Genomic DNA, 21,306 nt, shown 5'->3' with positions numbered 1-21,306 from the left:
CCGCAAGGAGTTCCCATGCCTTCCCCTTCCACCCTGGCCCAGCGCCTCGTCGATGCGCTGCTGGCGCGCGGTGCGCGCGAGATCTTCGGCATCCCCGGTGACTTCGCGCTGCCGCTGTTCCGCGAGATCGAACGCGACGGCCGCCTGCCCATCCTGACCCTGGCCCACGAGCCCGGCGTCGGCTTCGCGGCCGACGCGACGGCGCGCGTGCGCGGCGGCCTCGGCGTGGCTGCCGTCACCTATGGCGCCGGTGCCCTCAACCTCGTCAACGCGGTGGCCGGTGCCTATGCCGAGCGCGTGCCCCTGGTGGTGCTGTCGGGCGCACCGGCGGCCCACGAGGCCGTCAGCGGCCTGCTGCTGCACCACCAGGTCAAGCAGCTCGACTCGCAGTGGCGGCTCTACGAGGAGATCACCGTCGACCGCGCGCGGCTGGACGACCTCGAGCGCGCGCCCCAGGCCATCGCCCGCGTCCTGGACAACGCCCTGGCCCGCTCGCGGCCGGTCTACCTCGAGATCCCGCGCGACCTGCCGGGGCGGCCCTGCGCCGAGGTGCCGGCGCCCGCGCCGCGGCGCTGGGATGCCGAGCGCGTGGCCGCCTGCGCCGACGAGCTGCTGGCGCGGCTGCGTGCGGCGCGCGACCCGCTGCTGGTCGTCGGCGTCGAGGTCAGGCGCTACGGCCTCGAGGCGCGTGTCGCCGAGCTGGCGCGGCGCCTGGGCCTGCCGGTGTTGACGAGCTTCATGGGCCGCGGCCTGCTGGCCGATGCCGACCTGCCGCTGTCGGGCACCTATCTCGGCCTGGCCGGCGACCCCGAGCTGAGCCGGCGCGTGGAGGCCTCGGACGCGCTGCTGCTGCTGGGCGTCATCGTGTCGGACACCAACTTCGCCGTGTCGGCCCGGCGCATCGACTTCCGCCATGCCCTGGTGGCCTATGACGACGAGGTGCGTGTCGGCCACCACGTCTACCCGGAGCTGCCACTGGCGGCCCTGGTCGATGCGCTGCTCGAGCGCTGTCCGCTGCCGCGCAGCGCCGTCGCGGCGCCGCCCGCGCCGCCGAGCTATCCGCAAGGCCTGGTCGAGGACGAGGCGCCGGTCGAGCCGGCCGACATCGCCCGCGCCATCAACGACGCCTTCGCCCGCCACGGCCCCATGCCCATCGCCTGCGACGTCGGCGACTGCCTGTTCACCGCCATGGCGGTGCTGCCCACGGCCCTGCTGGCGCCGGGCTACTACGCCACCATGGGCTATGGGGTGCCGGCCGGCCTCGGCCTGCAGCGCGCCAGCGGCCAGCGCCCCCTCATCCTCGTCGGCGACGGCGCCTTCCAGATGACCGGCTGGGAGATCGGCCACGCCGCCCGCCTGGGCCTCGACCCCATCGTCATCGTCTTCAACAACGGCGGCTGGGAGATGCTGCGCAGCTTCATGCCCGAGGGCGGCTTCCACGACCTCGGCGCCTGGGACTTCGCCGCCATGGCCGCCGGCATGGGCGGCGACGGCTACACGGTGCAGACGCGCGCCGAGCTGGGCGCCGCCTTGCGCCAGGCCCTGGCAACGCGCGGCTGCTTCCAGCTCATCGACGTCCGCCTCGCCCCCGGCGCACGCTCGCCAACGCTGCAGCGCTTTGTGCAGGCGGTGCGGCGCCTGTCCATGCCCGAGGCCGTCGTAGCTTCTTGACCTGGTTCAAGGACGTCGCCGAGCCTGCTGGTCACACTGCCCTTCACTAGATGTAGCGCCTCTCTGCGTTGCAAACACCATAGGTAGTGGAATGAATCTCTATCCCCAGCAGGTGATGAAGCGCGACGGCCGCCTGCAGGCCTTCGACGCGGACAAGATCATGCAGGCCCTGGCCGCCGCCGGACGCGCCAGCGGCGAGTTCGGCGACGACGAGGCGCGCCGGCTGACCGAGAACGGCGTGATGCCCGAGCTGATGGCGCACACCCTGCCGGGCATCGAGCTGATCCAGGACGCCGTCGAGTCCACGCTGTTCGGTGCCGGCTGGCGCCGCACGTTGCGCGCCTACATCGTCTACCGCGAGCAGCACCGCCGCCTGCGCGATGCCCGCCAGACGCTGGTCGATGTGCAGGCCACGATGAACGAATACCTGCAGCAGCGCGACTGGCGCATCCAGGCCAATGCCAACCAGGGGTGGAGCCTGGGCGGGCTCATCCTCAACGTCTCGGGCAAGGTCGTCGCCAACTACTGGCTGGACCATGTCTACCCGCCCGAGGTCGGCCGCGCCCACCGCGAGGCCGACCTCCACATCCACGACCTCGACATGCTCAGCGGCTACTGCGCCGGCTGGAGCCTGCGCACCCTGCTGCACGAGGGGCTGAACGGCGTGCCCGGCAAGGTCGAGGCCGGGCCGCCGAAGCATCTCTCGAGCGCCGTCGGGCAAATCGTCAACTTCCTCGGCACCCTGCAGAACGAATGGGCCGGCGCACAGGCCTTCTCCAGCTTCGACACCTATCTGGCGCCCTATGTGCGCAAGGACGCGCTTTCCTACGAGCAGGTGCGCCAGTGCCTGCAGGAGCTGATCTACAACCTCAACGTGCCCTCGCGCTGGGGCACGCAGACGCCCTTCACCAACCTGACCTTTGACTGGACCTGCCCGGCCGACCTCGCCGAGCAGGTGCCCGTCATCGCCGGCGAGGAGCAGCCCTTCACCTATGGCGAGCTGCAAGCCGAGATGGACCTCATCAACCGCGCCTACATAGCCGTGATGACGGCCGGAGACGCCAAGGGCCGCGTCTTCACCTTTCCCATTCCGACCTACAACATCACGAAAGACTTCGACTGGGCCCACCCCAACACCGAAGCCCTGTTCGAGATGACGGCGCGCTACGGCCTGCCATATTTCCAGAACTTCCTGAACTCCGACCTCGAGCCGCAGATGGTGCGCTCCATGTGCTGCCGGCTGCAACTGGACCTGCGCGAGCTGCTCAAGCGCGGCAACGGCCTGTTCGGCTCGGCCGAGCAGACCGGCTCAGTCGGCGTCGTCACGGTGAACTGCGCGCGGCTGGGCTATCTGTTCGCGGGCGACGAGGCCGGCCTGCTGACCCGCCTGGACCGCCTGCTGGAGCTGGGCCGCGACAGCCTAGAGATCAAGCGCAAGCTGATCCAGCGCCTCATCGACCAGGGGCTGTTCCCCTACACGCGGCGCTATCTGCGCACCCTGCGCAACCACTTCTCGACGCTGGGCGTGAACGGCATCAACGAGATGGTGCGCAATTTCACCCGCGGCCGGCACGACATCACGAGCGAGGAAGGCCATGCCCTGGCCCTGCGCCTGCTGGACCATGTGCGGGCGCGCATGGTGGAGTTCCAGGAGCAGACCGGCCATCTCTACAACCTCGAGGCCACGCCGGCCGAGGGCACGACCTACCGCTTCGCCAAGGAGGACCGGCGCCGCTGGCCCGCCATCCTGCAAGCCGGCAGCGACGCGAATCCCTACTACACCAACAGCTCGCAGCTGCCCGTCGGCTTCACCGACGACCCCTTCGAGGCCCTGGAGCGCCAGGAGGAGCTGCAGCGCAAATACACCGGCGGCACGGTGCTGCACCTCTACATGAGCGAGCGCATCAGCTCGGCCATGGCCTGCCGCGAGCTGGTCAAGCGGGCGCTGTCCCACCACCGCCTGCCCTATGTGACCGTGACGCCGACCTTCTCGATCTGCCCGACCCACGGCTATCTGAGCGGCCACCACGAGTTCTGCCCCCGATGCGACGCCGAGCGACTGGCCGCCAAGCGTCGTCAATCCGAAACCGAACCCGCCTGAGGAGATCCCATGAACGCTGTCATCGAACGCCAGGACGAGGCCATCACGCTGCGCGAAGAGGAACGCCAGCGCTGCGAGGTCTGGACCCGCGTGATGGGCTATCACCGCCCCGTCGCCTCCTTCAACATCGGCAAGCAGGGCGAGTTCGCCGAGCGTGTTCACTTCGAGGAAGGCCGAGTGCAGTCGCGATGAGCCAACTGGCCGTCGCCGGCCTGCAGCCCTTCAGCAGCGTCGACTTCCCCGGCCGCCTGGCGGCCGTGGTCTTTCTGCAGGGCTGCCCCTGGCGCTGCGGCTATTGCCACAACCCCGGCCTGCAGCCGCGGGGCAGGGGGGAAGGCCCGCGCTGGCCTGAGCTGCGCGACTGGCTGGCGCGCCGCCTGGGCCGGCTCGATGGCGTCGTCTTCAGCGGCGGCGAACCGACGCTGGACCCGGCCCTGCCGGCCGTTCTCGACGAGTTGCGAGCCATGGGCTATGCCCTCGGCCTGCACACGGCCGGCCTGGCGCCGCGCTGCCTGGGCGGTCTGCTGCCGCGCCTGGACTGGGTGGGGCTGGACATCAAGGCCGCGCTCGGCGACGCGAGCCTGCACGACCGCATCACCGGCCGCCGCGCCAGCACGCGCGCGGTGCGCGACTCCCTGGCCCTGCTGCGGGCCAGCGGCGTGGATTTCGAATGCCGCAGCACCGTGCATCCGGCTTGGTTCAGCGACGCCGACCTGCTGCGCCTGGTGCGCGAGCTGGCTGGTGTGCCACGCCATGTGCTGCAGCTCGCGCGCCTGCCCGATGCATCGGGCAGTTTGCGCGCGCCGGTGGCCTGGCCCTCGCCCGCCTTGCTGGCTGAGGCCCGGGCCATCCGGCCCGGCCTGCTGCTGCGGACCTAACCGATCAGCACGGCCTCGCCGGCCGGGTTGAAGGGCAGCAGGCCGCCGAACTCGCCGCTCTCCACGCGCTTGACCAGCAGCTCCAGCATGCGCTTGACCTCGCTGGCCGTCGTGCGCCCGACCAGGGCGGCGGTGAACATCAGCTGCCAGGTGGGGCCGGCCTGACGCGCCTCGGCGGCCAGGGCCTCGAAGTTGGCCAGGTCGGCCGGGTCCTTGTCCACGCACATCAGCGGGCGCAGCACGCCGCCCTTGCCGGCGGCATGAGCGGCGCGCTGCTCGGGCGTCGCGTCGGCGTCGCATTCGGCGGTGGTGAAGACCATCAGCAGATGCTGGGGTTCGCGTTGCCTGCGGGCCATGGCCAGCAGGTCGTCAAAGTGTTCGATGTTCATCGAGGTCCAGTCTGAGCCGCCGCGAGGCGGCGCGGCGCCTCCGACGGAGGAGGGCGGGGTCGTCCGAAAGGAGGAGGCCGCGCCGGTCGCTGTCCTGCCACGGCCGGATGGGCCGCAGCGACGCGGCGCCCAAGAATCGGTCACATGGACCACATGCCATGGACGAGCGCCGACGGCGCGGTGCGCGACCTTCGCAAGCGCCCCTGGCGCGACCTGCGCATCTCGCTGACCGACCGCTGCAATTTCCGCTGCGGCTATTGCATGCCGCGCAGCAAGTTCGGCCCGGGCCACCGCTTCCTGCCGCAGGCGCGGCTGCTGAACTTCGAGGAGATCGCCCAGGTGGCGCGCCAGGCCCTGGCCCTGGGCGTGCGCACCCTGCGCCTGACCGGCGGCGAGCCGTTGCTGCGTCGCGATCTGCCGCGCCTCATAGGCCAGCTCTCGGCCCTGCGCACGCTGGACGGCACGGCGCCCGACCTGGCACTGACGACCAACGGCAGCCTGCTGGCCGCCCAGGCCCAGGCCCTGCGCGACGCCGGCCTGAACCGCCTGACCGTCAGCCTCGACGCGCTGGACGACGCCGTCTTCCGGCGCATGAACGAGGTCGGCTTTCCGGTCGCCGAGGTGCTGCGCGGGCTGGAGTCAGCCCGGAGCGCCGGCTTTACGTCCATCAAGGTCAATATGGTGGTGCGCCGTGGCGTCAACGACCGCGAGGCCCTGCCGCTGGCCGAACATTTCCGCAACAGCGGCATGGTGCTGCGCTTCATCGAATTCATGGACGCCGGCCGCCACAACGGCTGGAAGCTCGACGAGGTGCTGCCCAGCGCCGAGCTGCGCGAGCGCATCGCCGCGCGCTGGCCGCTGCAGCCGCTGCGGCCCACCCGCGGCGGCGAGACGGCCGAGCGCTGGCGCTATGCCGACGGTGCCGGCGAGATCGGCTTCATCAGCAGCGTCAGCCAGGCCTTCTGCGGCGACTGCACGCGCGCCCGGCTGACGGCCGAGGGCCGGCTCTACACCTGTCTGTTCGCGTCCGAGGGCCACGATCTGCGGCCGCTGCTGCGCAACCCCCACGCCGGCGAGGCGCAGCTGCGCGAACGCCTGGCCGCCATCTGGGCCCGGCGCAGCGACGCCTATTCCGAACAGCGCGAGCGGCTCAGCGTCATCCGCATCGTCCGCCCCGACATGCATGTGCTCGGCGGCTGAATCACCCCAGCTTGAACTGCATCACAGCGGCGTTTCAATCTTGACGCCAGCATCGACTTTTCCCTCAACCGCCCCAGCCATGACCCCTCCTTCGCTCCTCGAACGCATGGCGGCCGCCGGCCTGCGCCCCTTGCAACTGGCCGGGCGCCAGCTGCTGCCCATCGTGCAGGGCGGCATGGGGGTGGGCATCTCGGCCCACCGCCTGGCCGGCAGCGTGGCGGCCTTGGGCGCCTGGGGCACCATCGCCTCGGTGGACCTGCGCCGCCACCATGCCGACCTGATGGCGCGCAGCGAAGGCCTGCATGACGGCGACGAAAAGAAGGCCGTCATCCAGCAGGCCAACCAGGAGGCGCTGGCGCGCGAGATCCACCGCGCCCGCGGCATCGCCGGCGGCCGTGGCCTGGTGGCCGTCAACGTGATGCGCGCCGTCAGCGACTATGCGGCCTCGGTGCGCACGGCCCTGGAGGAGGGGGCGGACGCCCTGGTCGTCGGCGCCGGCCTGCCGCTGGACCTGCCCGAGCTGGCCCAGGACCATCCCGACACCGCCCTCATCCCTATCCTCAGCGACGCCCGTGGCGTGGCGCTGCTGTGGCGCAAATGGGAGCGCCGCCAGCGCATTCCCAACGCCATCGTCATCGAGCACCCGGCCCATGCTGCCGGCCACCTGGGCGCGGCCCGCGTCGCCGACTTGGGCGATGCACGCTTCGACTTCGAGACCGTGCTGCCGGCCGTGCGCCAGCATCTGCGCGATGCCGGCGTCGAGGGCCGGGTGCCGCTGATCGCCGCCGGCGGCGTGCGCCGCTGCGAGGACATCCAGCGCCTGCAGTCCCTGGGCGCCGACGCGGCCCAGCTCGGCACCGCCTTCGTGGCCACCGAGGAGTGCGACGCCCATCCCCATTTCAAGCAAGTGCTGGCCGAGGCGCGTGACGAGGACCTCGTCGAGTTCACCAGCGTGGCCGGCCTGCCGGCCCGTGCCGTGCTGACGCCATGGCTGAAGAGATACCTCAAGGCCGAGGAGAGGCTGCAGGCCGTGGCCCAGCTCAAGCAGCGCTGCACCATGGCCTTCGACTGCCTGGCCCAGTGCGGCCTGCGCGACGGCCTCAAGGGCTGGGGCCAGTTCTGCATCGACCAGCGCCTGGCCGCGGCCCTGCGCGGCGACATGGCCAAGGGCCTGTTCTTCCGCGGTCGTGGCGGGCTGCCCTTCGGCCCGCAGATCGCCAGCGTGAGCCAGCTGATGGAACGGTTGCTGACGCCGGGCGTCCCGCTGGGCACGCCGGCATGAACGCAAGTGCTGCGCCCTGGCAGCTCAAGCGGCTGCTGAGCGCGCCGCATCGTCTGGGCTTTGCCATCGGTGCCGCGGCGATTGGCCTGTTCGCGCTCTGGTGGCTGGCGGTGCTGCTGGCCGCCCGCCTGGGCTTCGCGCCAGGCTGGGCCGTGCCGCCGACGCTGGCCCATGGCCTGCTGTTCACGCTGGGCTTCATGCCGGCCTTCATGACAGGCTTTCTGTTCACCGCCGGGCCCCGCTGGCTGGGCCAGCCCGGCGTGGACGCTCGCACACTGCTGACAGCGCTGCTGCAGCTTGCCGTCGGCTGGCTGATCGCCTTCGTCGGCATACACGCCAGCGCGTGGCTGGCGGCCTTCGGCGTTGCGACTTCCGCCTGCGGCTGGCTGCGCCTGAGCTTGCGCTTTGCCGCCATGTTGCGGGTTAGTCGTGTGCTGGATCGCCTGCATGCGCGCTGGGTGCTGGCGGCCTGTTTCGTCGGCGTCGTGGCCATGCTGCTGGCCTGCCTGGCCCTCGTGCAGGGCGACGCGGTGCTGCTGCGCGCGGCCATCCAGTTCGGCCTGTGGGGCTTTGTCGGACCAGTCTATGCCGTCGTGTCGCACCGCATGATTCCCTTCTTCAGCGCCGCGGCCCTGCCGCAGTTGGAGGCTTGGCGGCCGAATGCGCTGCTGCTTCCCATGCTGGGCGGCCTAGCTCTGAGCGGCGTGGCCGAGATGGGCTGGCTCGCGCCGAGCCTGCTGGCGCCACCGTTGGCCCTCGCGTCGCTGGCGCTCCTCGCGCTGGCGCTGCGCTGGGGACTTGCCCAGAGCCTCAAGGGCGAATCGCGCCGGCTACTGGCCATGCTGCATGGCGGCTTTGTCTGGCTGGGGCTGGCGCTGGGCCTGCAGGCCGCCTCCCAGGCCCGGCTGGCCTTCGGGCTTGCGGGCCTCGGCACCGCACCGCTGCATGCGCTGACGCTGGGCTGGCTAGGCTGCACGCTGATGGCCATGGTCACGCGCGTTGCCGCGGGCCATAGCGGCCGGTCGCTGGCCGTCGACAACCTGGGTTGGGCTGCCTACCGCCTGCTGCAGCTTGCGGTGCTGCTGCGCGTCGCCGCAGCGCTGGGCCTGGCCGTCGGGTTGCTGCCGGCCGCAGCCATCTGGGCCGCCGTGGTCGCGACTTGGGGCTGGCGCCAAGGCGCGTGGTTGGGGCGGCCGCGTGTCGATGGACAGCCGGGCTGAGCATGGACACCGTTCCCATCGAGCGCTGGCTGCGGCGCTTGCCCATCTTCAGCGAGATCGATGCAGCCTCGTTGCAGCACCTGGCCGCCGAGGCTCGCTGGCGGCCACTGGAGCGCGGCGCTTTCGCGCTACGGGCCGGCGACAGCTGCGAGGCCTTCTTTGTCAACCTCGGCGAGCCAGTCAAGCTCTTCGTACTGGCGCCTAATGGCAACGAAAAGGTCATCGAGCTGGTGGCGACCGGCCAGAGCTTTGGCGAGGCGCTGATGTTCCTCGGCCGGCCGAGCCCGGTGAACGCGCAGGCCCTGGGAGATACCCGTCTGCTGGTGCTACCGCGCGACGCGATGTTGGCGGCGATGGCGGCCGACCAGCGCCTGGCCCTGCGCATGCTGGCCGGCCTGAGCCGGCGCCTGCATGGCCTGGTCGGCGATGTGCAGGCCTATGCCTTGCAGTCCGGCGTGCAGCGCGTCATCGGCTATCTGCTGCGCGATGCTGGCGACGATGGCGCCAGCACCGTGGTGCTGCCGGTCAGCAAGGCGACGCTGGCCTCGCGGCTGTCGCTGACGCCCGAGTACTTCTCGCGCGTGTTGCACGAGCTGGAGGGGGGCAGGCTGATCGCGGTCGAAGGGCGGCGTATCCAAATCGGCGACGTCAAGCGCCTCGCCGCCTATCCTCACCCTAGGTGTTGAAAAGCAGGGCCTGATCGCGCGGCTGCTCGATGCGCAGCGGCAGGCTAACGTCCGGCGCCGCTGCAAGCCCGGCAGTCGCCAGCCGCTTGCGCCATTGTTCGGCGCCGGGCTGGCAAGCGGTGCGCACTACGACGCTCAGCTGCCACGGCCATTCCGGAGACCCCGGTCCTTCGAGAACGTTGTCCACGCCAGGCAGCTCGCGCAGCCGAGCCAGCAGGTCAGCCGTCGGTGCGGTGCGCCGCCATAGCGCAAGCACTCCGTATTGCGGGGTCGACGTAGGAGGCGGTTTCAGCATGAGACCTTCGACCTGCCCGCCGCGCCGCCATGAACTCAGGCTGGATATGACATGATGCTCGCTGCAGCCTAGTTGCTTGGCGCATTCAGCAAACGGCCGAGAACAGATCTGCAGACCCTGTTCGACGCGAGCAGCGAGTAAGGGGTCGTCGCAGCACACCGTGTTCGCTGATGATGGCAAGCGGATGCGGGCCACCGGTCTCAGTGCCAAGCGCGCGAGCTGACGGTGCAACGCCGTTTCGTTAAGGGCTTCGACTTCAGCCCAAATCGTCGGGAGGTTCGCGCTGGTATCGACGCTCTCGATGCGAAAGCAGCCTGGCAGGGAAGCCAAAGCTAACCGGAATCCAGGCTGGGCGTTGAAAGCGAGTCTCCAGCGCTCCCGCCGTAGCGCGGCTCCCCACCGCACGCGAATTGGCAGCAGGGCACCGCTGCGGCTCAATTGCCGGCATAGGTCAAGGAGCTCTCGTGGCTTCGCGCCGCTGCGCGCTGCCATCAGGCGAAAAGGTGACGTGTGGAGCGGAAAGTCCTGCTGCCAGCCTTGGAGCAGCGTTTGACGTAAGCCGGCGCAGCAACTGGGCGGGGACGCGGGAATGTGCATGGTGGCCCATGCTCGGCTCCCTGATCAGGGCTGGCCTTAATCTGCTTCAAGTTACCGCAAAGCCGAGTTTGAGCGGCGTCAATCTCGCTGCGGTGAGGGCGTCGCGGTGGGCCGGCAGGGGCTCGCTGATGCCGTGGCGTCGGGAACTCCGATTGCCCCGACGCTCGAATTGATGTGACTGACGCGTGTTGACGATGCCGCGGCACCCTCCTCCAAGGCCTCTTGTAGCGCCAGTCCTGGCGGTCATGCTGGTGTCGGGGGGTGCAAAGCTGGCCCAGGCCCAGGATGCGGCGGTACCCGCATTCAAGCAACTGGACTCCATCGACGCTCGCGTCCAGGGCTGCGTCACCTGCCACGGGCAAAGTGGTCAGGGAACGAACAACGGCTACTTCCCGCGCATTGCCGGCAAGCCGGCCGGGTATCTGTACAACCAGTTGGTTGCGTTTCGGGACGGCACGCGGCGCTACCCGCCGATGAACTACCTGGTGGCCTACCTTCCCGACGACTACCTGTGCGAAATTGCGGAACATTTTTCAAGGCAGAGCCCGCCGTTGGCCGCTCGAGACCTGGCTCCGGCGGCCGACGCTCAACTCCAGCGGGGGCAGCAGCTCGTCACCGTCGGAGACCCTGGCCGGGGCGTCCCCGCATGTGCGGCCTGCCACGGGGCCCGACTCACCGGGATGATTCCCGGCATTCCGGGGCTGATCGGCCTGCGCCCGACCTATATCGCGGCGCAGTTGACGCGGTGGCGGGTGGGGGAGCGGCACGCCGCGGACCCCGACTGCATGAGGCGCATCGCCGGGCGCTTGAGCGAGGACGATGTCTTTGCCGTGTCCGCCTGGCTTGCCCGCCAGGACTCCCCGAAGGATGCGGCTCCCGAGCCGGCCAATCTCAACCGCATGCCCTTCGCGTGCGGCAGCCAGCGCTGAGGCCATGGGACGCCTCGCGAAGGTCTTCGGCATCCTGATCGCCCTGGCGATCGCAGCGGCGGGCGCCCTCTACCTGATGCTTCCCGGGGAACTGCCCAAGTCAGCGCATCCCGCCGAGGTCAACAAGACCACGCAGGTCATCGCCCGCGGCGAATACCTGGCCCGCGCCGGCGACTGCGTGGCCTGCCACACCATGCCGGGCGGCCGCGAGTTCGCCGGCGGCCGCGCGATGCCGACACCCTTCGGCGCGATGTACGTCCCGAACATCACACCTGACGACGAGACGGGCATCGGCGCCTGGACGCCCGACGAGTTCTAGCCATGGCGGACAAGGCGCTGTACGTGGCGAAGGCTCAAGGCCGCAACCAGTACCGGACCTACCCTGGGCAGCTGAACTAGCCGGAAGTCAAATGCCGCACTACGAGGCCTGGGGCATCTGGGAGCAAGGCCAGTCGCCCACATCCATGATCGCGCCCAGACTGACGCGCACGATGTTCAACATGAGCGCTGCCAAGATCACGTCGTTGCTCTCGGAAGGACCCCTGGTAATCCGAACTTCCTTAGGTACATCCTGATCATCATCCGGTTTCCGCGACCTGCGGACGAAGCCGATGGTTGCTTAGCCCGACCCGGTTGGAAGGGCGCTTGGCGGACGGACGGGTTTCGCCCTTGGCGGCTTCAGGTCTCTTCCGGCGCGTCAGCCGGTCCCGCGCTGCTTGAAGCCGGCGGAGTCAAGGAGACCCTTCCGACAGCCTTCGCGACAGCGGTCTTCGACCGGGCCAAAGCCAGCGGCTTGGGCGAGCCGATGATCAAGCCGGTGGCAAGCCGCGGCTCAGTGGCCTTGAGTTCGCGGACCTTGTCGCGCGTCAGGCCCGTCGCGAACACGCGCGCCGCCTTCTCCGCCATCTCAGCGGAAACCATGACGAACTTGCCGGGAGCGATTCGAACTCGCTTCATTCGGGGGCCTTCATGGGCACAACTCTAGCGCGGGACGTGCCAGGCGTGGGCTGATCATCGCTCGCGCGGATCTGTGACGTTCCTACTACCTGGCGGCTTTCGTCGACGCGTGGGCACCGCGCCCCAGGTGCGTGCGACGGATACTCTCACCCGCGCGCAGCAGGTATCGGCGGACATTTGTTTGGCGGCGACTCGTTTGACTGCTACTCACTCCACACCGGTACTTGATGATTTCGGGTGGCTGAGCCGATCTCGATGACTGGTCAGGGAATCCGGACTTCCACAGGTGCCTCGGCTGCAACGGCAATCTGCTGCGCAACGAGCGCATACAGATCCTGCTCGGCCGTGGGTGCCTCAATGGAGATAAGCAGGCTGTACCTGGCTGCTCGGTCAAAGCGATTGTGGGACGGCCGGTTCCGCCACCACCCCATGGCCGGAAAGATCGCCAGTTGCCCGCGGTTGGCCAGCTGCGCGGCCGTCCCTGTCCAACTGTCTGACAGCAGCGAGCCTCGGGTGCGCAGCCGCTCTCCAATGGTCCAGCCGGGATCCGCGCCACCCCCGCCCGGAAGGCCCTGCTCCTCGGCAGCCGCTTGGGCGTTGATGCGGCCGCGGAAGGCGGCCTCGGTCTCTAGCGGCCGCCGCACTGCAAAGCGCAGCGCGTGCGATTGGTAGGCGTACTTGTCGATGCCACCCCGCTCGCCGGGATTCGGTTCGATGAAGTACGACAGCGTGACGCGCAGCGTGACCGGCAGATCCCCGAGGTCTTGAAGCACGTCGATGGGCCAAGGCAGATCGTGGAGGTGCATCTCCCGCGTCTTCACCGAGCCGTCGTCCTTGTAATACGGCTGGATCTCGTCCTGCACGATCATCGTCAGCGAGTTGCGCGCGCTGTACAGCACCCGCTCGAGGTTCGGCACGCCGTAGCCGCAATGGCGCAGCAACTGGCGCATAGTGTTCTGGTTGCGCACGCCGCCCGGCGTGTATGCGTCGAGCATCGGCTGGGTCCACCGTGCCGAGTGCACCATCAGGCCACGGATCGTTTCTGGCCAGAAGCCCGGGTAGGCCGCCGCGATCCGCGCGCACATGCCCGCGGCCAGCGCAGTCGCCGCGCTGGTGGCCCAGCTGAGCGTGAAAAGCCGCTCATGCGGCTGGTGGCCGGTCGTCAGCAAGGACAGGCTGTCCATGGAACTGGTGAATCCGGACGGCTCGATCGCGACGTTGCCGCCCTCCATGACGATGTCTGGCTTGAAGGGCCAACCGGCCTGCCAGGTCGCCGACGTAGTGGTGTAGGGACTCAACCCGCCGGCGCCGGCGATGGCCCTATACGCCGGTGCATGCGCTGAGATCGTCGTCAAGTCGGAATACGCGCCGACCGTCAGCGCATTCCACGCCTGGCCCGGGTCATGGACGGAACTGGTGCTCAGGCTGTGTGGATAGGCGGCCCATGCGTCGTTGTCGTTTGTATTGCCCGCGCAAAGCACGAAGAGCCGCCGCGTCGCACCCTGACCTTCGTAGTCGCAAGCCAGCCTATCCACCTGGGCGGACCAGGACGAGGGCCTGCCTCGATCGCGGCCGTCAGTCGACGACACGGCCATCGCAAATACGCGCCGGCGCTCGGCGTCGGTGATCTCCACCCGAGCCACCGCTTCCGCCGTGATGGCGCCAAATGACTCGCCCTCGTTGTCTCCGGGAAAGCGCAGCACCTTCACCGACTCCAAGCGGTGCGGAACCAGCAGCGGCGCATCCTCGGCCAGCGCTGCCGTGAGGTCGCCCATCAGCGCCAGGCCGGCAAGTTCGCTGCCATGGCCGTTGTCGTCATCCGGCCCCCAGTCCGGCTCGACAGCGTGGCGATCCTCGTCGGCCACAAACGGCGCGAGCAGCGGATGGCCGTGATTCACGCCGGTGTCCAGCAACGTCACATACGCGTTGCGGCCGGGCTCAGGCTGCAGCCTTTGCTGCAGATCGCCTTGCCAGGCGGCCTGCTCATCCAGTGCCAGATTAGCGAAAAACTCAGCCGTGGTCTTGGCACGTCGCAGCTCCGCGATCATGTTCAGCACGAGCGATGACTGGAGGAGCTGGTTCTTGGTGCCGTGCACCTGGGCGACCATGCGCTCAGGGAAGTGCAGCACGCGATCGCTGACCCGCAGTCCTGCCATGTCGGCCACTGTGCGGAAGTCGGCAAGCGTGCGCTCCGCATGAGCGCCGAGGGGCAGCCAAGCCTCCCACCAGATTGCCTGGGCATGGTCGGCTGGCAAGGCGGCCGCCTCATCGGTCCAGAGCGAATCGAACGTTGCCACCCGCAGTGCGCTGATGGCGTCCACCAGCGTCTGGTGGTCCCGCGGGTTGCCGTTCTTGTCGGTCTTGTGATCGACGTATTCGGTAATCAGCTTCTCGAAATGGTCGAGCTTGCCGTGTGGAACGAACACGGTGGCCAGAATCTGTGTGCCCTGCTGCCGAACATTCATCAGCTCGATGCCGCGATGATCGCGAGCCAGGCTCGCGGCGGCCATGGCCACCCCCTGCTCACTCTCAAACTCGACCTGGATGCCGATCGCGCTCTGCACGCCGGCTGCCTGCTGCTCGACCACGCGCTGCTGTTGGGCGACATCGACTTGCGCGAGTTGTGCCCGCAACGCGCCGGCATGCTGCTGCCGGTCCTTCGGCTGCACCACGACCTTGTCGCCACCGCCACTGCTCTTGGCCGTATAACCCTCGACACTGCGGGTGTCTTGAGGGAACAGGTGGGGACGGTGCTGCTGCTCGCCGGTAGCCATTCAGCGGACGCGCCCTCAGGCCTTAGCCACGGGCGTGCGGCGTCGCACGGCCTGGCGCTGCAGCAGCAGGATCTTCACGTCATCGGCTGGCACGCTGACCTGGTCGTGCATGACTGCTTCCTTGACCGCATCGCCAACGGCGCGTGTGATCTCTGCATGGCTCAGGCCGACAGCTTCGGTGGTCAACGCCGAAATGGACTTGGCGGACTTCAGGTAGCTTCCCAGCCGCATGCGCAGCAGCGCCCGGATCTCGTCGGCGGACGGCAGTTGGTATTCGACCAGATCGTCAAAGCGTCTGAACAGCGCGTCATCGAGGATGTCCACGTGGTTGGTGGCGGCGACGATGACGCTGCTGGACTCATCCTGTTCGATCATCAGCAGAAAGCTGTTGAGGATGCGCCGGATCTCGCCGACGTCGTTCGCCATGCCACGCTGACTGCCGATGGCATCGAACTCATCGAAGAAGTAAACGCCTCGCGTGGAGGCAACCGCGTCGAACACCTGGCGCAGCTTGGCGGCCGACTCCCCCATGAACTTCGTGATCAAGGCATCCAGTCGAACGACGAACAGCGGTATTCCCAGCTCACCCGCCAGCGCGGCCGCAGTCATCGTTTTGCCGGTGCCCGAAGGCCCGACGAGCAGCAACTTGCGGCGCGGGTGCAGGCCGTGGCTGCGCAGCTTGCTCAGATGCCGCTGCTCCTTCAAGACGCGTTGCAACCCTGCGAGCAGTGGCTGAGCCAGGACCATGTCCGACAGCCGGCTGGAAGGGTAGGAGACACTGAGCAGCGAGGCCAGTTCACCTTTGGGGCGGGCCAGCGGGATGGCGCCGTCAGCAGCACCTGCGGCGCCAGCGTTTCGACGCGACTTGGCGGCGTCCAGCAGGTCCCGCAACTCCTCAGCCAGCTTTCCATGCCCCTGCTTGGCCTCGTGCGCGGCCATCTGCATGGCCACCGAGTAGAAATGGCGATCATCTCCCTCCGCATAGGAGCGGAACAAGGCTTTGAGTTGATCGCCGTTGGCCATGATCTCCCCATTGTTACGCAGGTGCACTTGCACAACTGAAGCCTAGGGTTTGCCTGATCACAACCGCCGGCGGGTTGGGTACCTCACGGTTGCTCCCCGAAGGGGACCGTATCGAGTCAGAACTGCCGACGTGGCCAATTCCCACCGGCTGAGCGGTCAACCGCGAGCTGCGCCGTCAGCTCCGCGCGCGAAGATCCTGCCGGCGTGGGGGCCGCGCTGCGCGCGGCAACGATGCCGAAATGACTATGACGTCGTTCAGCATGACGACGTTGCCGAACAGCGCTGAACAGCTCGATGGGCTGACTGACGAGGTGGACTGAAATACGCACGAATTCAGGGTTTGCCCTAGTCTTGATCCGCAAATTCCCGCTCCGTGCGGAATTTCCGCATAAACCGGGAAACGCGGGAATTGGCGGGCAGCTTGGTCGCGCTGAGTTCTGACCTTCAGCGGAGGACAGCACCTCCAGGGCTCAGCTGCGAGTCAAGAAGACGAAGCGCCACATCGGGAGAGTCCGGCTAAGGCGCCTTTAACACTCGCTCGACGAGCCCAATGTCTTGGGCGCTGCCTGCCAATTCATGCTTGGACGGACCTACGAACCGACTGGCGATGATCTCGGTGGCCACAGCCCACGGCGCGTCCTCCCTGCGTGACGGCTGAACGCTCGATGCGTCGATGGCTTCGCGGCACAGCACGGCGATGGATCGCCTTGTTGTCTCCTTGAGGTGCTGCAGGCACGGCCAATCCGGAAGCCGCTGACGTAGGGTTCGCTCCACTGCGCGTGCGGCCGCCAAGTCGTTTGCCATTACCGCTTCGTAGCCGCAGTACACCAACGCTGCAAGAGCGTCGAGCGTGCCAATCTCGAACAGGCGTTCGCAAAAGGGCCTGAGTGCCCGGCCACGGCGACGCAGAAGTGGGGAAGCCGGATCGAACAAGCAATCGACCACTGGCTGCGCAAGCGCCGCCATCAGTCGGTGGAGGTCGAAGACTGACTCGCAGGGCGTGTCAAACGTTGACCAAAGCGGGTGGATAAGCCACTTGAGCGTGCCAGGCACGACGTGCTCGATCTTCCGGGCTGGCCCCTCCTGCCCATTGGGATACCGCAGCCGTGGGGCTGGCACCCCTTTCGCGAGGCACGAGTGGAAGGTCGTCGGCATGGCGTGGGAGCCTGCCTTGGCGAAGAAGTTCAGGTACTTCTTGTTGGCTCCACCGCCGAGGCAAACAGTCGTCTCAGCCCATGCCTTGACGCTAGTCCGCTGTGCCAAGGTCGCACTTGTTCGTCCCATCACCTGTGCTTGGCTGGCGGCCACACCAGCCCTATTCAAATTAATCCTGTTTTTCCTTGAAAAACGATTCTCGACGGCGAGCGGGCGCAATGGAACACTCGCGCCGTCCCACACGTTGCGTTACTGTGCAGTACACCCTCAAACTCCTCGCGGCCGAGTTCGGACCCCTCATGACGTCCGAGGAGGTCGCGCGCGTGCTCAAGTTCCCGACGGTGCCGGCATTGCGAGCCGCGCTGCGGCGCAAGCGGCTCGCCCTCTCGCCGATGGACATGCCCGGCCGAAAACAGCACCTCTTCGCCACTGAAGAGGTCGCCCACTGCGTGGATAGCTGCCAGCGCAAGGCCCTCTATCCCGATGACGCCGGCGACGAATCGCTCGGCAAGGAGACGGCCATGTAAAAGAAAACGCCGATCACCCTTTCGAATGACCGGCGTTCCGCCGGGGGATACCCAAAGCGGTTTGGCGACCCGAGTATCTCCCTGCGGTCAGCGCTGGTCAAGCTCGCCCCTACGCCAAGGCGTCGGGGGCCTTCGACCGCAAGGAAACCCATGTCTACACCCGCGAGGCGGCTGATCAAGCCGACCACGCCTCGGACCGTTCATCTCTTGAACTTGCGCACGCTGCCAGCGCCAGTTCAGGCCGAGGCCACCACAGAGAGCAACTTCGTCCACATCGCCGCACTGTGCCCGGCGACGAAGTCCGTTGCTTCCCAACCCGAGACCATCGAGCTACCCGGCGGTAAGCGCTATACGCCGGACTACTGTGTGGAAACCCAGGACGGCGGCCAGTCGTTCTGGGAAGTGAAGCTCGAATCCCGCATCGGGAGCTACCGCCATCGGTTTGCGCTTGCCGCCGCGCACTTCTCGCAGCGTGGCGCGCCTTTCTTCGTCATCTCCGAGAAGCAGCTGAGAGACGGGCGCCTGCACCGTGACGCCCGCTTGATCGGGGTCTCCTCGTTTTCAGTGCAATAAGTGACGGTACGCAAAGCTAGCACTGGCGCGGGGGTGGTCTGGGTAGACCGTTGATTTCATTGACTTTCCTGTTCGCTTTGTAAACGGGTATGGTGGCCTCCCACTTTTGAGGTTCACGATGCAGGGTTGGCACACAACGTTTTTGGGGATGCGTGGGCTCCCCCGCGATATCAGCGACTTCGAGATGAAGGCATTTTTCACCTTCGATGGTGCCGAGCGCGACGCAATCAATGCACGCCGAGGTGATTCCCACAAGCTTGGTCTGGCGCTCCATATTGGTTTCCTGCGCATGAGTGGGCGTTTGCTCGGTGCCTTTCGGGTAATTCCAGTAGCCTTGTGGCGCCACCTTGGCAACGAGCTTGGCATTGCAGCACCAGAAGTCGCCTCGCTGAGAGCCATGTATGAACGCGGGCGCACGCTATTCGATCACCAACAAGTAGCCTGCACGGTCCTTGGATTCCAGTGGATGAGCGAGCACCAGCGCCGCTCACTGGTACGTGAACTGCGCGACGAAGTGGCGCGCTGCGCCGACCGCGATCAGCTACTCGTGCGGGCGCGTCAATGGCTGTACAAGAACAAGCTGGTGATCGTGCACGAGCGGGCAATTCGGACACTGATTGCGGCGGCACTTGCCCAGCTTGAAGTTGAAACAGGCACCGCCATCGCCGCCAGCGTTGATCCAGCAACACTTGATCGCTGGCGAGCCTCAGTTTCAGAGCTGCGCCCAGATGGACAAACCCAGCAGAGTTGGCTATGGGCTGCACCGGCGAAACACTCAACCCGCCAAATCAGCGAGGTACTGGAGCGCATCGACCTGCTTTACACGCTGGACGTTCATAAGCACCTGGCAGACATCCCCGATCTCATCTTGCGCCGCTACGCGCGCCGACTTGTCTCCAGGCCGCCCTCAGCCGGAGCCAAGATCAAAGAGCCAGCGCGCACCGTGGAGGTCGCATGCTTTCTTCGGTATTGCCTGTTCACCACCACAGACCAGTTGATCCTTATGGTGCAGCGCCGGATCGCCGATCTGTGGCGTCAGGCTGCCGCCGATGTCCCCGCTACCGTCAATTGGGCCGCAATGTACAAAACGCTGCTCGGCGAACTTGTTGCCTTGAGCGCGCAAGGTGCGGTGCCAGATGCTGAGTTGCGTGCCCGTCTTGAAGCCTTGATCACCGAAACCCAGAAACGCAAACCACCGAGCAGGGCCTCCCTGGTCCGCGAGGGATTGATTGATGGAATTCGCCCCGTGCGGTCGTTGCTCGTCGCCATTGCAAAGCTGCCCTGGCAGGCCACCGGCGAGCATCCTGCCATCGAGTACCTTGCCAAGCTGCAAGCTTTATATCTCAAAGGATCCAGAAAGCTGCCAGTTGAAGTGGTGGCACCAAGTCTGGGAATGATCTGGCAGGTTTCGATCTCCAGCCCAGACCGGGAACGGGCGTTTCAGGCGTTGGAGGTGGCCACCCTGTTTGCCCTGCGCCGCGCGGTGCGCAATGGCTCGGTCTGGATTGAGCACAGCCTGAGCTTTCGGGGTCGTGCGCGCTTGTTCTTCACGGACGAGCGTTGGCAGGCAGAGTCCAAGAAACACTATGCCCGTCTATCGTTACCCAGCAAGGCTGCCACTTTCTTGAAGCCTTTGCTGGCCAGAGTAACTGCCGGTGTCGATGCGGTGGCCGCTGCAGCCCGCAGTGGCGTACTGCGCGTGGATGATGAACTCCATTTGTCGCCATTGCCCGCAGAGGACGAAGACCCAGAAGTGACCAAGCTGCGCGCGGCTTTGGATCACCGCATCGGTGAGGTTCAATTGCCGGAAGTGATTCTGGCCGTTGACGCCCAGGTGCGCTTTAGCTGGATCATGCTCGGACGTGAGCCGCGCTCTACCGACGAGCTGCTGATGGTCTATGCCGGCATCATGGCCCACGGCACCAGTCTGACTGCGGTCGAATGCGCGCGCATGATTCCGCAATTGTCTGCCACCAGCATTCGCCAGGCCATGCGCTGGGCGCGGGACGAACGGCGTCTGAGCCAGGCCTGCCAGGCTGTGCTGGAATTCATGCAGCGACACCCGATTGCCGCCACCTGGGGGCGGTCCGATTTGGCATCTTCTGACATGATGACCATGGAGACCACCAAACGGGTGTGGCAAGCCCGGCTTGATCCTCGGCGCAACACACCTTCCATTGGAATCTACTCCCATGTAAAAGACCGGTGGGGCATCTTCCATGCGCAGCCCTTTGTGCTCAATGAGCGCCAGGCGGGCGTGGCCATTGAAGGTGTCATCCGCCAAGAAAAGCTGGAGACCAGCCAGCTTGCTGTGGATACCCATGGCTACACCGACTTTGCCATGTCACATGCCCGTTTGCTTGGTTTTGATCTTTGCCCGCGGTTGAAGGAACTCAAACAGCGCCACCTCTTTGTGCCACGCGGCACCAAAGTGCCCGCAGAAATCGCTGCGGTGTGCGAAGCCAATGTCGACGTCGCTTTGATCGAAAAGCATTGGGATAGTCTGGTGCACCTGGCAGCCTCGGTCATGAGCGGACATGCCAGTGCGGTGGCAGCTCTTGCGCGGTTCGGTTCTGCCGCCCAGGGCGATCCAATCTATGAGGCTGGCGTGCAATTGGGGCGGTTGCTGCGTACGGCGTTTTTGGCTGACTACTTTGTCAAGGACGCTTTCAGGAACGAGTTGCGCCGGGTGCTCAATCGGGGCGAGGCTGTTAACGCCCTCAAGCGCGCCATTTATACCGGCCGGATCAGCCCGGCGCAGGCCAAACGTGTCGATGAAATGCAGGCTGTGGCCGATGCGTTGAGCCTGATGGCCAACATCGTGATGGCGTGGAATACCTCACAGATGCAGGCGGTCCTGGATCGCTGGTCGAACCGCCGCCAGGTCATTCCACCGGAACTGATCGGGAAGATTGCGCCCACCAGGCTGGAGAGCATCAACTTGCGGGGTGTGTTTCGCTTCCCGGTTGACCGCTATGCTGACCAAATCCTGCCTTCGCGGCCAAATGCATCGATAACTGGCACCAATGGATGAAACCGACCACGGTTT

At 66.9% G+C, this 21,306-nt stretch carries 18 protein-coding genes and 1 pseudogene; 13 read left to right on the top strand and 6 right to left on the bottom strand.

The features are described from left to right. The first annotated feature begins 15 nt into the window (after window positions 1-15). The 4 genes from ipdC to ACWV14_RS38045 all read left to right on the top strand — a co-directional run bounded on the left by ipdC (window position 16) and on the right by ACWV14_RS38045 (window position 4,650). A complete protein-coding gene (gene ipdC / locus ACWV14_RS38060) occupies window positions 16-1,671 on the top strand; it encodes an indolepyruvate/phenylpyruvate decarboxylase (protein ID WP_454909750.1) in 1,656 nt (551 codons plus the stop codon). A gap of 91 nt (window positions 1,672-1,762) precedes the next feature. Further along, a complete protein-coding gene (locus ACWV14_RS38055; protein ID WP_454909749.1) occupies window positions 1,763-3,772 on the top strand; it encodes a ribonucleoside triphosphate reductase in 2,010 nt (669 codons plus the stop codon). A gap of 9 nt (window positions 3,773-3,781) precedes the next feature. Next, window positions 3,782-3,964, top strand: coding sequence for an anaerobic ribonucleoside-triphosphate reductase (nrdD, locus tag ACWV14_RS38050; protein WP_454909748.1), 183 nt, complete (start codon window positions 3,782-3,784; stop codon window positions 3,962-3,964). After that, window positions 3,961-4,650: an anaerobic ribonucleoside-triphosphate reductase activating protein gene (locus ACWV14_RS38045; protein ID WP_454909747.1), complete on the top strand. Its 690-nt coding sequence runs from the start codon at window positions 3,961-3,963 to the stop codon at window positions 4,648-4,650. Before nrdD ends, ACWV14_RS38045 begins: the two co-directional genes overlap by 4 nt. On the opposite strand, the gene ACWV14_RS38040 is transcribed toward ACWV14_RS38045, so the two are convergent. Next, window positions 4,647-5,039, bottom strand: a complete 393-nt coding sequence (locus tag ACWV14_RS38040; protein ID WP_454909746.1) for a ribonucleotide reductase subunit alpha — start codon at window positions 5,037-5,039, stop codon at window positions 4,647-4,649. The two genes, ACWV14_RS38045 and ACWV14_RS38040, sit on opposite strands and share 4 nt — an antisense overlap. Before the next feature lie 144 nt (window positions 5,040-5,183). Between ACWV14_RS38040 and moaA the strand changes: the two genes are divergently transcribed. From moaA to ACWV14_RS38020, 4 genes are all read left to right on the top strand, one after another. Continuing rightward, a complete protein-coding gene (gene moaA, locus ACWV14_RS38035; RefSeq protein WP_454909745.1) occupies window positions 5,184-6,239 on the top strand; it encodes a GTP 3',8-cyclase MoaA in 1,056 nt (351 codons plus the stop codon). A 79-nt stretch (window positions 6,240-6,318) separates the two neighbouring features. Further along, window positions 6,319-7,521 carry an NAD(P)H-dependent flavin oxidoreductase gene (locus ACWV14_RS38030; RefSeq protein WP_454909744.1) on the top strand — a complete coding sequence of 401 codons (1,203 nt, stop codon included), beginning with the start codon at window positions 6,319-6,321 and terminating at the stop codon, window positions 7,519-7,521. Continuing rightward, window positions 7,518-8,741: an NnrS family protein gene (locus ACWV14_RS38025; RefSeq protein WP_454909743.1), complete on the top strand. Its 1,224-nt coding sequence runs from the start codon at window positions 7,518-7,520 to the stop codon at window positions 8,739-8,741. Before ACWV14_RS38030 ends, ACWV14_RS38025 begins: the two co-directional genes overlap by 4 nt. 2 nt (window positions 8,742-8,743) lie before the next feature. Then, window positions 8,744-9,427, top strand: a complete 684-nt coding sequence (locus tag ACWV14_RS38020) for a Crp/Fnr family transcriptional regulator (RefSeq protein WP_454909742.1) — start codon at window positions 8,744-8,746, stop codon at window positions 9,425-9,427. Here ACWV14_RS38020 and ACWV14_RS38015 read toward each other — a convergent pair. Continuing rightward, window positions 9,417-10,052, bottom strand: a complete 636-nt coding sequence (locus ACWV14_RS38015) for a hypothetical protein (protein WP_454909741.1) — start codon at window positions 10,050-10,052, stop codon at window positions 9,417-9,419. The two genes, ACWV14_RS38020 and ACWV14_RS38015, sit on opposite strands and share 11 nt — an antisense overlap. 512 nt (window positions 10,053-10,564) lie before the next feature. On the opposite strand from ACWV14_RS38015, the gene ACWV14_RS38010 reads away from it, so the two are divergent. Together ACWV14_RS38010 and ACWV14_RS38005 are read left to right on the top strand one after the other, a co-directional pair. Further along, window positions 10,565-11,248 carry a c-type cytochrome gene (locus ACWV14_RS38010; RefSeq protein ID WP_454909740.1) on the top strand — a complete coding sequence of 228 codons (684 nt, stop codon included), beginning with the start codon at window positions 10,565-10,567 and terminating at the stop codon, window positions 11,246-11,248. A 76-nt stretch (window positions 11,249-11,324) separates the two neighbouring features. Next, a pseudogene (locus tag ACWV14_RS38005) lies at window positions 11,325-11,564 on the top strand (cytochrome c); the annotation flags it as partial. A gap of 362 nt (window positions 11,565-11,926) precedes the next feature. On the opposite strand, the gene ACWV14_RS38000 reads toward ACWV14_RS38005, so the two are convergent. The 4 genes from ACWV14_RS38000 to ACWV14_RS37985 all read right to left on the bottom strand — a co-directional run bounded on the left by ACWV14_RS38000 (window position 11,927) and on the right by ACWV14_RS37985 (window position 17,376). After that, entirely contained in the window at window positions 11,927-12,205 is a 279-nt protein-coding gene (locus ACWV14_RS38000; protein WP_454909739.1) for a hypothetical protein, read from the bottom strand. 263 nt (window positions 12,206-12,468) lie between these two features. Further along, a complete protein-coding gene (locus ACWV14_RS37995; RefSeq protein WP_454909738.1) occupies window positions 12,469-14,979 on the bottom strand; it encodes a S8 family peptidase in 2,511 nt (836 codons plus the stop codon). 15 nt (window positions 14,980-14,994) lie between these two features. Next, window positions 14,995-16,002 carry an AAA family ATPase gene (locus ACWV14_RS37990; protein ID WP_454909737.1) on the bottom strand — a complete coding sequence of 336 codons (1,008 nt, stop codon included), beginning with the start codon at window positions 16,000-16,002 and terminating at the stop codon, window positions 14,995-14,997. Between the two features lie 516 nt (window positions 16,003-16,518). Then, complete coding sequence (locus ACWV14_RS37985; protein ID WP_454909736.1) at window positions 16,519-17,376, bottom strand: hypothetical protein; 858 nt, start codon at window positions 17,374-17,376, stop codon at window positions 16,519-16,521. A gap of 80 nt (window positions 17,377-17,456) precedes the next feature. Here ACWV14_RS37985 and ACWV14_RS37980 point away from each other — a divergent pair, with 80 nt between their 5' ends. The 3 genes from ACWV14_RS37980 (at window position 17,457) to ACWV14_RS37970 (ending at window position 21,291) form a co-directional block, all read left to right on the top strand. Continuing rightward, window positions 17,457-17,684, top strand: coding sequence for a hypothetical protein (locus tag ACWV14_RS37980; RefSeq protein ID WP_454909735.1), 228 nt, complete (start codon window positions 17,457-17,459; stop codon window positions 17,682-17,684). A gap of 150 nt (window positions 17,685-17,834) precedes the next feature. After that, window positions 17,835-18,257, top strand: coding sequence for a Tn7 transposase TnsA N-terminal domain-containing protein (locus ACWV14_RS37975; protein ID WP_454909734.1), 423 nt, complete (start codon window positions 17,835-17,837; stop codon window positions 18,255-18,257). Window positions 18,258-18,375: 118 nt separating this feature from the next. Then, a complete protein-coding gene (locus ACWV14_RS37970) occupies window positions 18,376-21,291 on the top strand; it encodes a Tn3-like element IS1071 family transposase (RefSeq protein ID WP_003158660.1) in 2,916 nt (971 codons plus the stop codon). The last annotated feature ends 15 nt before the right edge of the window (window positions 21,292-21,306 follow it).

This window comes from Variovorax durovernensis (assembly GCF_977011995.1).
The sequence above is the reverse complement of the archived record's forward strand: the minus strand, read 5'-3'. Positions and strand labels throughout refer to the sequence as shown.